This window comes from Protofrankia sp. Cas4, from assembly GCF_963555915.1.
Taxonomy (GTDB): domain Bacteria; phylum Actinomycetota; class Actinomycetes; order Frankiales; family Frankiaceae; genus Protofrankia.
The window spans coordinates 1-13890 of sequence record NZ_CAUVXL010000173.1 but is presented as its reverse complement, the minus strand read 5'-3'; the positions used below and the strand labels follow the sequence as shown (position 1 = coordinate 13890).

At 68.8% G+C, this 13890-nt stretch carries 11 protein-coding genes; 8 read left to right on the top strand and 3 right to left on the bottom strand.

The window, feature by feature from the left end; translation table 11 throughout:
* Positions 1-58: 58 nt before the first annotated feature.
* Both U9979_RS16250 and U9979_RS16245 read left to right on the top strand, forming a co-directional pair.
* Positions 59-1843 (top strand): N-acetylglutaminylglutamine amidotransferase, encoded by a 1785-nt coding sequence (locus tag U9979_RS16250; RefSeq protein ID WP_322780050.1) that lies wholly within the window; start codon positions 59-61, stop codon positions 1841-1843.
* Positions 1840-4218 (top strand): S9 family peptidase, encoded by a 2379-nt coding sequence (locus U9979_RS16245; protein WP_322780049.1) that lies wholly within the window; start codon positions 1840-1842, stop codon positions 4216-4218. The genes U9979_RS16250 and U9979_RS16245 overlap by 4 nt, the downstream gene beginning before the upstream one ends.
* Here the strand turns inward: U9979_RS16245 and U9979_RS16240 are convergent.
* Positions 4158-4682, bottom strand: a complete 525-nt coding sequence (locus U9979_RS16240) for a VOC family protein (RefSeq protein WP_322747366.1) — start codon at positions 4680-4682, stop codon at positions 4158-4160. The two genes, U9979_RS16245 and U9979_RS16240, sit on opposite strands and share 61 nt — an antisense overlap.
* 297 nt (positions 4683-4979) lie before the next feature.
* Between U9979_RS16240 and fdhD the strand changes: the two genes are divergently transcribed.
* From fdhD to U9979_RS16225, 3 genes are all read left to right on the top strand, one after another.
* Positions 4980-5894 (top strand): formate dehydrogenase accessory sulfurtransferase FdhD, encoded by a 915-nt coding sequence (gene fdhD / locus U9979_RS16235; RefSeq protein ID WP_322780048.1) that lies wholly within the window; start codon positions 4980-4982, stop codon positions 5892-5894.
* A gap of 16 nt (positions 5895-5910) precedes the next feature.
* On the top strand, positions 5911-8271 hold the full coding sequence (locus U9979_RS16230) for an FdhF/YdeP family oxidoreductase (RefSeq protein WP_322780047.1): 2361 nt from the start codon (positions 5911-5913) through the stop codon (positions 8269-8271).
* Positions 8272-8344: 73 nt separating this feature from the next.
* Positions 8345-9598 (top strand): glycosyltransferase, encoded by a 1254-nt coding sequence (locus tag U9979_RS16225; RefSeq protein ID WP_322747363.1) that lies wholly within the window; start codon positions 8345-8347, stop codon positions 9596-9598.
* Positions 9599-9608: 10 nt separating this feature from the next.
* Here the strand turns inward: U9979_RS16225 and U9979_RS16220 are convergent, their stop codons facing one another.
* Both U9979_RS16220 and U9979_RS16215 read right to left on the bottom strand, forming a co-directional pair.
* Entirely contained in the window at positions 9609-10847 is a 1239-nt protein-coding gene (locus U9979_RS16220) for a type II toxin-antitoxin system HipA family toxin (RefSeq protein ID WP_322780046.1), read from the bottom strand.
* Positions 10844-11110, bottom strand: a complete 267-nt coding sequence (locus U9979_RS16215) for a type II toxin-antitoxin system Y4mF family antitoxin (protein ID WP_322780045.1) — start codon at positions 11108-11110, stop codon at positions 10844-10846. Before U9979_RS16215 ends, U9979_RS16220 begins: the two co-directional genes overlap by 4 nt.
* A gap of 235 nt (positions 11111-11345) precedes the next feature.
* On the opposite strand from U9979_RS16215, the gene priA reads away from it, so the two are divergent.
* The 3 genes from priA to U9979_RS16200 all read left to right on the top strand — a co-directional run.
* Positions 11346-12080 (top strand): bifunctional 1-(5-phosphoribosyl)-5-((5-phosphoribosylamino)methylideneamino)imidazole-4-carboxamide isomerase/phosphoribosylanthranilate isomerase PriA, encoded by a 735-nt coding sequence (priA, locus tag U9979_RS16210; RefSeq protein WP_322747360.1) that lies wholly within the window; start codon positions 11346-11348, stop codon positions 12078-12080.
* A gap of 13 nt (positions 12081-12093) precedes the next feature.
* Positions 12094-12858 (top strand): imidazole glycerol phosphate synthase subunit HisF, encoded by a 765-nt coding sequence (hisF, locus tag U9979_RS16205; RefSeq protein WP_322747359.1) that lies wholly within the window; start codon positions 12094-12096, stop codon positions 12856-12858.
* A 304-nt stretch (positions 12859-13162) separates the two neighbouring features.
* A partial coding sequence (locus U9979_RS16200; protein WP_322780044.1) for an ABC transporter transmembrane domain-containing protein occupies positions 13163-13890 on the top strand: 728 nt, incomplete at its 3' end.

Here is a 13890-nt window from a genome sequence, read left to right as displayed (position 1 = left end):
CAGATGGTGGTAGCCACGCCGTCGAGGAAGCCGATGAAGCGACCGACAGGGAGCGAACATGTGCGGTCTGAGCGGGGAGCTGCGGTTTGACGGCGCTGCGGCCGATGTGGACGCGGTGGTCAGGATGGCCGACCGGATGCGACCGCGCGGCCCGGACGGCAGCGGCGTGTGGGCGTCTGGACCGGTCGCGTTCGGTCACCGTCGCCTGAAGATCATCGATCTCTCGGAGCGCGGTGCGCAGCCGATGGTCGACAGCGAGCTCGGCCTCACGACGGTCTTCAACGGCTGCATCTACAACTACCGCGAACTGCGTGACGAGCTCATCACTGCGGGCTACCGTTTCTTCTCGGCATCGGACACTGAGGTGATCGGTAAGGCATACCATCGGTGGGGCACCCGGTGCGTCGACCACTTCGCCGGAATGTTCGCCTTCGCCATCCATGAGCGTGACACCGGCCGCGTCATCCTCGGCCGTGACCGTCTGGGCATCAAGCCGCTGTACGTCACGGCGGACGCGACGCGCGTCCGCTTTGCCTCGACGTTGCCCGCGCTGCTCGCCGGCGGCGGGATAAGCGGCGACATCGATCGGGTTGCGCTGCACCACTATCTGTCATTCCATTCGGTCGTGCCGGCGCCGCGCACGATCCTCGCAGCCGTGCGCAAACTGCCGGCGGCCACGGTTCGGATCATCGAAGCGGACGGTTCGACCACCGACGAGCGCTACTGGCAGCCGGGTTTCGCCCGCGACCCGGCGTATGAGGGCTGGTCGGCGTCGGACTGGCGGGACGCGATCGGCGAACGGCTGCGCACCGCGGTGCGCCGGCGCATGGTCGCCGACGTCGGGGTCGGCGTACTCCTGTCCGGGGGGCTTGACTCCAGCCTCATCGTGGCCCTGCTGGCCGAGGCCGGGCAGCACGACCTCGCGACCTTCAGCGTCGGCTTCGAGGCGGCCGGCGGCGAGTCCGGTGACGAGTTCGCGTACTCCGACGTCATCGCGAACCACTTCGGCACCGACCATCACCAGATTCGGGTCGCCGGTGACCGGCTGCTGCCCGCGATCGAGGCGACCGTCGAGGCGATGAGCGAGCCGATGGTCAGCCACGACTGCGTCGCCTTCCACCTGCTGTCGCAGGAGGTCGCCTGCCACCTGAAGGTCGTGCAGTCCGGGCAGGGCGCGGACGAGGTGTTCGCCGGCTACTCCTGGTACCCGCCACTGGCCCGGGTCGGACGCGATGAGGCGGTCGAGGACTACCTACGGGTGTTCGCGGACCGGTCGCACAGCGCGATCGAAGCCATGGTCGAGCCGGACTATCTCCTTGACACCGACGTCAGCGCGGCGTTCGTCGCCTCGCACTTCGCCGAGCCCGGTGCGTCCAGCGCGCTGGACGCGGCGCTGCGCATCGACTCCACGGTCATGCTGGTGGAAGATCCCGTCAAGCGGGTTGACAATATGACCATGGCTGCCGGTCTGGAGGCGCGCACCCCGTTCCTCGATCACGAGCTCGTCGAGCTCGCGGCGGCCTGTCCGCCCGAGCTGAAGCTCGCGTCGGGCGGCAAGGGAGTGCTCAAGGCCATCGGCCGCCCGATCATGCCGGCTGCGGTCATCGACCGGCCCAAGGGCTATTTCCCGGTCCCGGCGATCCGGCATCTGTCCGGCTCCTACCTGGACCGGGTGCGCGAGTCGCTCACCGATCCAGTCGCCAAGGCCCGCGGCCTGTTCCGAACCGAATGGGTCGAGGCGATGTTGGCCGCGCCGAACGACAACCGGACCACTCTCGGCGCGAACGCATTGTGGCAGGCGGCTCTGCTGGAGATGTGGCTGGCGACCCAGGGGGTGGCATGATGCTTGAGCAGTTCCCGGCTGAGCCACGGCATGTCGGCATGGTCAGTCCTGGTCCTGGTCCTGGTCTTGGCCCCGGTGACCTGGTGGATGACTGGGTGGCGGCGGCGAGCTGTTCGTCCCCGAGTCTGGGACCGGCAGGCGCGGTCGCTTATGTCAGTGACCGTGACGGCAGCCCGCGGCTGTGGGTGCGTGACTCCGCCGGCGCCGGGCGGGTCCTGGACACCGGAGCCGGTCAGGTCCGCTCGGTGGCCTGGTCACCTGATGGCGCGTGGATGGCATGCGTGGTGGCGCCCGGAGGCGGCGAGCATACCGAGGTTCGGGTCGTGCGCCCTGACGGCAGCGGCCTGCGGCGCCTCGCCGGCGGTTGGCATCCCGCCGCCAGCCTCCACTCGTCCACCGGCTCGGAGGCGGGCGCGGCGAGCGCCGCCGGGCTCGGCCGCTGGACCCCGGATGGTGGCGCGCTGGCGATCTGCGAGTCGGTCCGGTCAGGTTTGACCCACGCCCTGCTCGTCGACCCCGCAACCGGGCGGCGTGAGCACCTGGCGGTAGGCCAGGCGCTGGCCATCTGTGACATCGACGGCGACGCCGTGGCCGGGTACCGGCTGCTGCTGCGGGATGGTCCGCGGGGGGCCCGTCGGCTCATCCTCGTCGACTGCGGCACCGGACGCGTCCAACCGCTGCTTGCGGGAGTCGGCATGGTCGGGCTCGGCCGCTTCGGCCCGCCGGGCGCGGCCGCGGCCGGGACGATCCTTTACCTGCTCTCGGACGCCGGCCGGGAGCGTGCCGCGCTGGTCGCGGTTACCCTGGGAGAGGACGGGAGACTGCTTGCCACAGAGGTGGTGGCAGCCCGCGATGACGCCGATCTGGAACGGTTCGCACTGCTTCCAGCCGGCATTCCGGGCGGGCTTGCGGGCCTCATGCCGACTGGCGTCGCGCCCGGCACCGGCGGGGGAGCGCCCGCCGCGGTGCTGGCGTGGAACGTGGACGGGCGGACGGTTCTCGACCTGGTCGACCTCGGTTCGGGCGACCGACTGGAGCTCCCACCGCTGCCGCGCGACGTCGCGGGCAGCCTGCTCGTCCGCGATGGTGGCCGCGGGCTGCTCCTGGCCCTGGTCGGCTCGACCGTCCCAGGTGAGCTGTGGACCTATGACTTCGTGTCGCCCGACGTCGTGTCGCCCGACGTCGTGTCGCCCGACGTCGTGTCGCCCGACGTCGTGTCGCCCGACGTCGTGTCGCCCGACGTCGTGTCACCCTCGCCCGGTTATCGGTGCCTGGTCTCCGACGCACCGACAGCGTTCCCGGCACCGGCGCTCGCTTCCGTCGCAGATCTGGACCTGACCGCGGACCTCGACGGCAAGCCGGGGACGGACGGCAAGCTGGGCAGTGGGGCGGGCACCGAGGCGTTGCCGCGCGTTCCTCCCCGCCCACGGATCCGGCTGGTCCGTCCGGTGCTGCACCGGCTGCGCGCACATGACGGGCTGATGCTCTCCGGTTGGCTGTACCGGCCGCCCGGAGAGCCCGGCCCGTGCCCGACCCTGCTGTTCTTCCACGGTGGGCCCGAAGCACAGGAACGTCCCACTTTCGCACCGCTGTTCCAGGCTCTGGTCACCCGCGGTATCGCCGTGTTCGCCCCGAACGTGCGAGGTTCGGCGGGCTACGGTCGGTCGTTCGCGGGCGCCGACGACCACGCCCGCCGTTTCGACGGGATCGCCGACGTCGCCTCGTGCGTGCGGTATCTGGTTGACGCGGGTCTTGCCGACGGGGGGCGGGTCGGCGTCGCCGGGCGCTCCTACGGGGGTTACCTGACCCTCGCTGCGCTGGTCACCTACCCCGAGCTGTTCAGCGTGGGGGTCGACATCTGCGGGATGGTGGACTTCGCCACGTTCTTCTCCCACACCGAACCGTGGATCGCCGGTCCCGCGGTGACCAAGTACGGCGACCCCGTGCACGACGCCGCCCTGTTGCGGGACCTGTCGCCGCTGCACCGGATGGATCGCCTGGCCGCGCCCCTGCTGGTCGTCCACGGTGGAAACGACACCAACGTCCCGGTGTTCGAGGCCGAGCAGACCGTCGCCGCGGCGACGGCGCGGGGAGTCGACTGCCGGTACCTGCTCTTCGAGGGTGAGGGCCACGAAATCATGAACCTTGCCAACCGCACGGTGTTCATCCGGGAGACCGTCGAATGGGTGAGCGGCCACTTGCTGGCATCCGCTCCGGCGCAGTCACGGGCTGACGGGTCGTCGGTTCCCCGACAGCTGCATGCCTCGTCGGCATCCGGCCCGCAGCTGTCGGACCCGCAGCTGTCGGACCGGGGTCAGACAGTGACCCCGATGGGGATGGAGACACCCAGGCCGCCGCGGGTGTCCGCACCGTAGCGTGCCTTCTCCTTGGCGATGTCAAGCGGCCGGATGCTGGTTTTGGCCGCGAGCGCGGCGTCGTCGAGCAGGTGCGCGGGGATCAGCCAGACGACCTCGAACTCCAGACCGTCCGGGTCGTGTGCGTACAGGCTCTTGGTCGTGCCGTGGTCGGACGCGCCGACCAGCGCCCCGGCCTCGGTGAGCCGGCGCGCGGTCGTCTCAAGCTCGGTGAGGGTGCCGACCTCCCACGCGATGTGGTACATGCCGACGGTCGAACGCCCCGCCTGTGAGGCGCCGGCGGCTGCGCCGATCTGGAACATGCCGATGTCGTGGTCGTTGGTGGAGTCCGGCGCGCGCAGGAACGCGGCCTGGCCCGGTACCGACACCACGGTCTGGAAGTCGAGGATGTCGGTGTAGAAGGCGGCCGTGCGTGCGACGTCGCGTACATAGAGGACGACGTGGTTGAGGCGGTGGATGCCCATGACTTCTCCCTGCGGCCTTCGGTGCCGGCCACGTGGCGCCGGCTCGGTTCTGTTGAGCCTTCAACTATCTTCACGGTACCTCGAGTCGAAGGTGGCGATCCGGGTCGTGCGGTGTCCGAACCTTCGTGGCCGGAGGAGTAGGTAGAGAAGGCTGCTATCACGACGAAAATCGCCTACCGGGTTCGACCGCCACCCGATGACGGTAGGTGGAAACGGTCGCTATCACGACGGAAGCTACCTACCGTCACCGGGTGACGGTCACTGGAAAACGCCGCAGGAGTAGGGCAGTGTGGGCGGGTGGGACGGGTGACAGCACGCCGACGGGTTCTGCGGATTTCCGTCGACGGCGAGCGCGCGGTGCGGCCCGACAGCCTGGCCGGTGAGGAACCGCTGGAGCTGCGGGTCGGTGGTAAGGCGCTGACCGTGACCATGCGTACGCCCGGGCATGATATCGATCTTGTTCTGGGTTTCCTGGTCGGCGAGGGGATCATCGGTAGCGGGTCGGACGTCACGGCTATTCGTTACTGCGCCAGTGCCGCCAGTGCCGCCAGTGCCGTCGGCGTCGTCGGCAGCGCTGCCGACCGTCAGGGGCAGGATGTCCAGACCTACAACGAAGTCCAGACCTACAACGTTGTCGACATCACCCTCGCCCCGAGCGTTCCCAGGCCGGATGTCAGCATCGAGCGCGCCTTCTACACCAGCAGTTCCTGCGGACTGTGCGGGAAGACCAGCATCGACGGGGTCCGGCTGCGCAGCCGGTACGAGGTGGACGCCGACCCGCTGGTGCTGCGCCCGGATGTGGTGCTCGCGCTTCCCGACCGGCTTCGCCTGGCGCAGAAGGTCTTTGCCACCACCGGTGGCTTGCACGCCGCCGCGATCGCGGACGCCGACGGGAACCTGCTGGTGGTCCGGGAGGACGTCGGCCGCCACAACGCGGTCGACAAGGTCGTCGGCTGGGCGGCGCGTGAAGGGCAGCTGCCCTTGCGCGAACGGGTCCTGGTGGTCAGCGGCCGCGCGTCGTTCGAGCTGACCCAGAAGGCGCTGTTGGCCGGGATTCCCGCGCTGGTCGCGGTGTCCGCGCCGTCATCGCTCGCGGCGGACCTGGCCCAGGATGCCGGGATGACGCTGGTCGGGTTCGTCCGTGGCGGCTCGATGAACGTCTACACCGGTGCGCACCGCATTGCCGACGCACTGGTGAACAGCGGTTCATGATGAGAGGATTCCAACGATGCCACGTCATGCTCCACGGGAGGACAGCGGCGAGCGCGGGATCAGGGTCGGTTCCCCCGCATCGTCCGCGGCCGGTATTCCCGGTGTGCTGCACGCGATGGCGCATGTCCGTGACCAGCTGGGTGTCCGCCGCGGAGTCCGCTCGCTGCTCGCGCTGAACCAGGTCGACGGTTTCGACTGTCCCGGGTGTGCCTGGCCCGAAGGCGACCCGGCCGAGCGCAGAAGGGCCGAGTTCTGCGAGAACGGCGCCAAGGCCGTCGCCGAGGAGGCGACCCTTCGTCGGATCACCCCCGCGTTCTTCGCCGAGTATCCCATTGGTGAACTTGCCGCCCGCAGCGGTTACTGGCTGGGTCAGCAGGGCCGCCTCACCGAGCCGATGTACAAGGCGGCCGGGGCGGAGCACTACGTCCCGGTGGGTTGGGATGATGCGTTCGCGATTGTCGCCGAGGAACTGCAGGCGCTCGACAGCCCGGACGAGGCGGCCTTCTACACGTCCGGGCGGGCCAGCAATGAGGCAGCCTTCGTCTATCAGTTGTTCGTGCGGGCCTTCGGCACGAACAACCTGCCGGACTGCTCGAACATGTGCCACGAGTCGTCCGGGTCCGCGCTGACCGAAACGATCGGCGTGGGCAAGGGCAGCGTAAGCCTCGACGATCTCGCCAAAGCTGACCTGATCTTCATTGTGGGGCAGAATCCGGGCACGAACCATCCGCGGATGCTCACCGCGCTGGAGGCGGCCAAGCGCGCGGGAACGAGCATCATCGCGATCAACCCGCTGCCCGAGGCGGGTCTGCTGCGGTTCCGTAACCCGCAGCATCCCAGTGGCGTCATCGGGTCTGGCACGGTGCTGGCCGACCAGTTCCTGAAGATCCGCCTCGGCGGTGACCTGGCCCTGTTCCAGGCGATCAACGCACGCCTGCTGGCCGCCGAGGACGCGCGGCCGGGGCAGGTACTCGACCGGGCGTTCATCGACACCCATACCGACGGCTTCGCCGAGCTGGCCGCGCAGCTGCGGACGCTGTCCGCCGATGATGTTCGGGCCGCCACGGGCCTGGCCGACACGGAGATCGACCAGGTCGTGCAGCGGGTGCTGGCCGCACAACGGATCATCGTCTGTTGGGCGATGGGGCTCACCCAGCACCGTGACTCGGTGCCCACGATCCGAGAGGTCGTCAACTTCCTGCTGCTGCGCGGCAACATCGGTCGTCCCGGTGCCGGGGTGTGTCCGGTGCGCGGGCACAGCAACGTCCAGGGCGACCGGACCATGGGCATCTGGGAGAAGCCGCCGGCGCTCTTTCTCGACCGGCTGGCGGCCGAGTTCGGTTTCGATCCGCCGCGTGAACACGGGCTCGACGTGGTCGACACGGTGCGGGCGATGCGCGACGGCAGGGTGAAGGTGTTCACCGCACTCGGCGGGAACTTCGTCGCGGCCACCCCTGATTCCGAGGTCACCGAGGCCGCGATCCGGCGGCTGCGACTGAGCGTCCAGGTGTCGACCAAACTGAACCGATCGCATACCGTCACCGGCCGGCGGGCGTTGATCCTGCCCACGCTCGGCCGTACCGAGATCGACGTGCAGGCCGGCGGGCCGCAGTTCGTCACGGTCGAGGACTCGATGAGCGCGGTGCACGCCTCCCGAGGGAATCTCGCGCCCGCCTCGGTCGCGCTGCGTTCGGAGGTGGCGATCGTCTGCGGATTGGCCCGGGCGACGCTGGGCGACCGTGTCGCCGTCGACTGGGAGGGGCTCACCGCCGACTACGGTCGCGTCCGCGGACATATCGGCCGGGTCGTCCCCGGCTGTGAGGAATTCGAGGTGAAGGTCGCGCGGCCCGGTGGGTTCGTCCTCGCGCACCCGCCGCGGGACTCCCGCACCTTCCCGACCGAGACCGGGCGGGCCCGGCTCACCGTCAACACCCTGGACGTGCTGTGGGTTCCACCCGGGCATCTGCTGTTGCAGACGGTCCGTTCGCACGACCAGTTCAACACCACGATCTACGGGCTGGACGACCGTTACCGCGGCGTCCGTCAGGGCCGCCGGGTCGTGTTCGTCAACCCCGACGATCTCGCCGCCCTGACCATTGCCGATGGCGATCAGGTCGATCTGGTCAGCGTGTGGGGGGACGGCGTCCTCCGGCGCGCGGCGGACTTTCGGGTGGTGGCGTATCCGACCGCGGCCGGCTGTGCCGCCGCCTATTTCCCGGAGACCAACGTCCTTGTGCCGCTGGACAGTACCGCGGTGGTCAGTAATACTCCTACATCCAAGTCGATCGTAATCCGTCTGGAACCAGTCGTAGCCGCCCGGCGGGGACGATTCTCAAATCTGTTACATCAGGTGGAAATTTCTGATTCATCCGGGTGAACGGAAGGCTGTTGTTGTCTCAGTCCGGCGCTGCTGACAGTTGGAGCCGGCGCGATCTGCGAGGCTAACGGACGTGATAACACTGGCGGCTTGTGCGTTTTGTTCCCTGTTGGTGTGGTTGGTGCTACTGGGCGGCCACGGAATGTTCTGGTGCACCGACACCCGGCTTGATCCCGATGATGCCTTGGCGCGGGGCGGAGCCGAGCCGCCCGGCGGCTGGCCCGCGGTCACCGTGATCGTCCCCGCTCGGGACGAGGCTGAGATGTTGCCGCACAGTCTGCCGTCGCTGCTCGGCCAGCATTACCCCGGTTCGCTGCGGGTCGTGCTGGTCGACGACGCCAGCGACGACGGAACCGGTGACGTTGCCCGTGCGCTGGGCCGGCATCCCGATGCACAGGTGCCGTTGACGGTCATCACCAGCCAGCCACGGCCGGCCGGCTGGGTCGGCAAGGTGTGGGCGCTGGAACAGGGCATGCGCACCGTGCCACCGGATGTGGACTGGCTGCTGTTCACCGACGCTGACATCGCCCACGGCCCGGATTCGGTCACCCGGCTGGTGAGCCACGCAACCAGCCGCGGTCTCGACCTCACGTCGCTGATGGCCGTGCTACGCACTCAGAACCGCTGGGAGAGGATCATCATCCCGGCCTTCGTCTACTTCTTCGCCCAGCTCTATCCGTTCCGCCGGGCCAACCGGCCCGACGCGAGGACGTCGGCCGCGGCCGGGGGCTGTGTACTCCTGCGCCGGGCCGCGCTGGAACGTGCCGGGGGGCTGGCCGCCATCTCCGGCGCGGTCATCGACGACTGTTCCCTGGCCAGCGCGGTCAAGCGGACCGGTGGCCGGACCTGGTTGGGCCTCGCCGACCGCGGGCCGCACGGCGTGCGCAGCGTCCGGCCCTACCCGCAGCTGGCAGACCTGTGGAAGATGGTCGCCCGCAGCGCGTACACCCAGCTCCGGCATTCCCCGGCGCTGCTCGCCGGCACCGTTGTCGGACTGATCTTCGCTTACCTCATCCCGCCGCTCGCCGCGGTGGCCGGCCTGGCGGGTCTCGCCGCCGGTGCCGGTGGCGGCGCCGCGGCCGTTGCCGCTGCGGCCGGGATCAGCGCCTGGGTGGTGATGACCATCACCTACCTCCCGATGGTCCGTTACTACCGCCAGCCGCTGCCCGTCGTCCTGACTCTCCCCGCGGTGGCGGTCCTCTACGTGCTCATGACACTGGACTCGGCGCGGGCACACCGCCGTGGCCACGGCGCCGCGTGGAAGGGGCGCGCCTACTCGGCGTCGGACTCCGGCGGTGTCAACTCCGGCGGTGTCGCCGGAACGTGAAAGTCCCGGACTATCGTTGCAAACTCGCCCGCCGGTAGGCGACGGTACGTCGCAGCTTTCGGAGTAGCTTGAGGTCGAAGGGCAGTTCCACCAGGCCGGGTAGCCACAGATCGGCGCGGGCGGACAGGTCTGCCAGGAGTTTGCGGGATGCGCGGGCGGGGACGCCAACCTTCTCGCCGAGAGCGATGAAGTCCGATCCACAGATGTCGGCGTCCCGGCGGCCCGCTATCGGCAGCGCCATGGTGCTGTCACCGTACAGGTACGAGCTCGGCAGATCGTACGCGGGGGAGGCCTGCCATTCCCCGGTTACCCCGCGCAGGACAGAGAAATTCTTGGCATGGGCATCGCCGTTGCCGGTCAGAAAGGCGAAAACGAGCTGAGTCAGGAATATGCGGGCCGCGATACGCGGTGCGCCGCAGACGCCACTCAGTGCACGAACAAGTTGCTCGGTGTCGACGAGGTATTTGTCACCGGGCGGCCGGTTGAGAACCTGACAGCCGTCCTCGCAGGCGAGTTGGACGATGCCGTCGTCCACGACGGTGCGGTCAAAGCGTCTGACCAGCAGGCCTGCGGTACCGTCGACGTCGCGGACCAGTTCGGCCTCGGCGACGCGCAGCCTGCAATCCCGAGCGGCTTTCAGGAAGAAAGCCTCGTTTTCGACGAGCCGGGGATATTCTGGCGGATTGAGTTTGAGAATGTACCGATCGGCCTGATGGGCGACTGGAACGCTGATCATGGCGGTGCTGGCTTTGTCCTGGACTCCGGGAATTCCGACCCGGTCGGGACGGATGTTCAGGTCGGCCAGGAGGTCTCTGAAACGGATGCCGGTGAAATCGGTGACCCTCAGCAGCGGGGAAACATCGGTCAGACCGGCGCCGGCGGGAACAACGCGTACATCGCCGATCGTGTCCCCACCCACAGCCAGGAGAAGGGAGAACTCGTCGTCGGCCGACGTCTTGACCGTCCTGCGGAGCGCGCCGAGACGGCGTCCCTCCGGCAGGAGCCCGGCGAAGAACGACGGCACCGTGTTGGCCGGGGTCATCACAGGTGTCTCGGCAACGGGAAGTGTCGTGGCGACGGGCTCACCCTGACCGCTGGCCCATTCGGTCGTGTAGCCGAACCTGACCCCATGATCTGTGCGAACCAGGTGTCCGGCGAGCCGGTCGGACTTGTACACATCGGCCCGGTCGATGCCGGTGAGATCGGTTGATGCGTCGAGTTGTCTCGATTCCGCTCTCGGCGTTCTCATGGCTGTGGCCGGTCGGGCGCCGTGGCCTTGGCGAGCAATGGCAGGTCCGATGACACGCCGATATTCCCATGGCCACGAGCGACCTCGAGCGTGAGCCCCAGGACGTCGAGAACATCGAGCAGCTTATCGAGCCGTATCGTGATTTTTCCCGCTTCCACAGAGTGAACGAACCGCTCAGAACAGTCAGCGAGGTCCGCGACCTCCTCCTGCCGTAGACCGAGATCGACTCGTCGGCGCCGCACGGCGTCTGCAAGGCGAGTCACGCGATCTGCACGATCGTGCATCTTCGGGTCTGCCTTCCTGTCGTCACCGTGGCGTTTGCCGGTTCGCTGCATGATCGTGCAGCAGGGTGTCAGTATCCACGAGGCGAAGGTGGTTGGACAACGATCGGCCGCACGATCGTGCTGGTCAAGAAAATAGTCAATCGTGTGAACCTCCGCTGGGTTGGACGTGAGTGGCCGGGGTGCGGCTGGTGGGCCACCCCGTAGGGTGTGCCATGTGACGCTGATCCTCCTGCCCGCCGTGGATGTCGCAGACGGCCGGGCCGTCCGGCTGGTCCGAGGCGAAGCCGGTTCCGAGACGTCCTACGGCGACCCGCGCGAGGCGGCCCTTGCCTGGCAGCGCGACGGCGCCGAGTGGATCCACCTTGTCGACCTTGATGCGGCGTTCGGCCGTGGCTCGAACCGTGGGCTGATCGCCGAGGTGGTCCGGTCGGTCGACGTGGCGGTGGAGCTCTCCGGCGGTATCCGCGACGACGATTCGTTGGACGCGGCACTGGCGACCGGCGCGGCCCGGGTCAACATCGGCACGGCCGCGTTGGAGAACCCCGACTGGGTGCGTTCCGCGATCGGCCGGGTCGCCGACAAGATTGCCGTCGGTCTCGACGTCCGCGGCACGATCCTGTCCGCCCGTGGGTGGACCCGTGACGGTGGCGAGCTGTTCGACGTCCTGGCCCGCCTGGATGCCGACGGCTGCGCCCGGTACGTGGTGACCGATGTTCATCGTGACGGCACCCTCACCGGGCCCAACCTGGACCTGCTGGCCGCCGTCACCGCGGCGACGTCACGGCCCGTGATCGCCAGTGGCGGGGTGTCGTCCCTGGCCGACCTGGCCGCGATCGCGGGTGTGGCGGGCGTCGAGGGCGCCATCGTCGGCAAGGCCCTCTACGCCGGGGCGTTCACCCTGCCCGAGGCGTTGGCGGTCGCGGCGGGCCGGCCCGCGCCCATCCGATGAGCGGGTCCATCCGATGACCGTCGCGGTCCGGGTGATCCCCTGCCTGGATGTCGACGCGGGCCGGGTCGTCAAGGGTGTGAACTTCACCGACCTGCGGGACGCCGGCGACCCGGTGGAGATGGCGAAGCTGTACGACGCCGAGGGCGCCGACGAGCTGACCTTCCTCGACATCACCGCGTCCAGCGGGAACCGGGAGACCACCTACGACGTGGTCCGGCGCACCGCCGAGCAGGTGTTCATCCCCCTGACCGTCGGAGGCGGGATACGGACACCCGACGACGTCGACCGGCTTCTGCGGGCGGGAGCGGACAAGGTCGGTGTCAACACCGCCGCGGTCGCCCACCCCGAGCTGATCCGCGAGTGCGCGCTGCGGTTCGGCAGCCAGTGCATCGTGCTGTCGGTGGATGCCCGACGCGGCCACGAACCGGGCGGCCCGCGGTTCGAGGTGACGACCCACGGCGGGCGTCACGGTACCGGCATCGACGCGGTTGCCTGGGCGGCACGGGCGGTGGAGCTCGGTGCCGGGGAGATCCTGCTCAACTCGATGGACGCGGACGGGACACGGGACGGCTACGATCTGGAGATGATCGGGGCCGTCCGCGCGGTTGTGGACGTGCCCGTGATCGCCAGTGGCGGGGCCGGGTCGCTCGCCCACTTCCCCCCGGCTGTTGCCGCGGGTGCGGACGCGGTGCTTGCCGCGAGCGTCTTCCACTTCGGTCACCTGCGCATCGGTCACGTCAAGGACGCGTTGCGGGCCGCCGCCCTACCTGTTCGCTGAGCGCGCGTCAGCTGTTGGATGTCCATTGGATATCTAGACGGCCAAAGGGCGTGCGACGATCGTCAGATCGCGCGCCCGGAGGCCGAGGTCCTGGGAGCGCTGACGGCCAAAGGGCGTGCGACGATCGTCAGATCGCGCGCCCGGAGGCATCGCCCCCGGTCTCGTGATCATGCAGTGGTGCGTCCCGGGACGTCCGATAGGAGTCGGATTCTGGCCACACCCGTTGCGACGGGCTGTATTTTCGGTTCGAATCCGTTTGGGCGGTGCCGATGTCGGCGGCGTGGTGAGCGACGAGAGGAGAACCATGCCCGATGACCCGGCGGGATCGACGGAGTCGGTTTCCGCAGGTTCACCCGATGTTATCCGAAGAGGTCTGGCCATCATCGGGATGGGCATCCGCGAGGAACCCCGGTCGTTCGCCGTGGCAGTTGCCGGCAGTTCGCTGTTCGGCCTCATGACCGTGGCGAGCTCGGTCGTGCTCGGCGAGGTCACGGACAAGGTCCTGCTGCCCTCCTTTGACACCGGGCGGGTGGCGGTGGGCAGCCTCACGCTGGCAGCGACGCTGCTGGTCGCCGTCGGCGTTGCCAGGGCGGTGGGGATGTTCGTGCGCCGGCTCGGCGGTGGGGTGATGACGTTCCGGCTACAGGCACTCTACCGTCGCCGGGTGACGCGGCAGTATCTGCTCCTGCCGCTGTCGTGGCACCAGCGCCACTCGACCGGCCTGCTGCTGTCCAATGCCAATGCGGACGTGGAGGCGACGTGGGCGCCGATCCTCCCGCTGCCGTTCGCGGCGGGCGTGCTTGTCATGATCGTCGTGGCCCTGGTGGTGCTGATCGCGACCGATCCGCTGCTGGCTGCCGTCGGATGCGTCATCTTCCCCTTCTTCGGCGTCGTCAACGTCATCTACGGGCAGAAGGTCTCGCCGCTGCTGTCGCGCGCCCAGCAACTGCGGGCGGAGGTGAGCGGGGTGGCGCACGAGTCGTTCGACGGCGCCCTGGTGATCAAGACGATGGGGCGGGAACGTGACGAGAC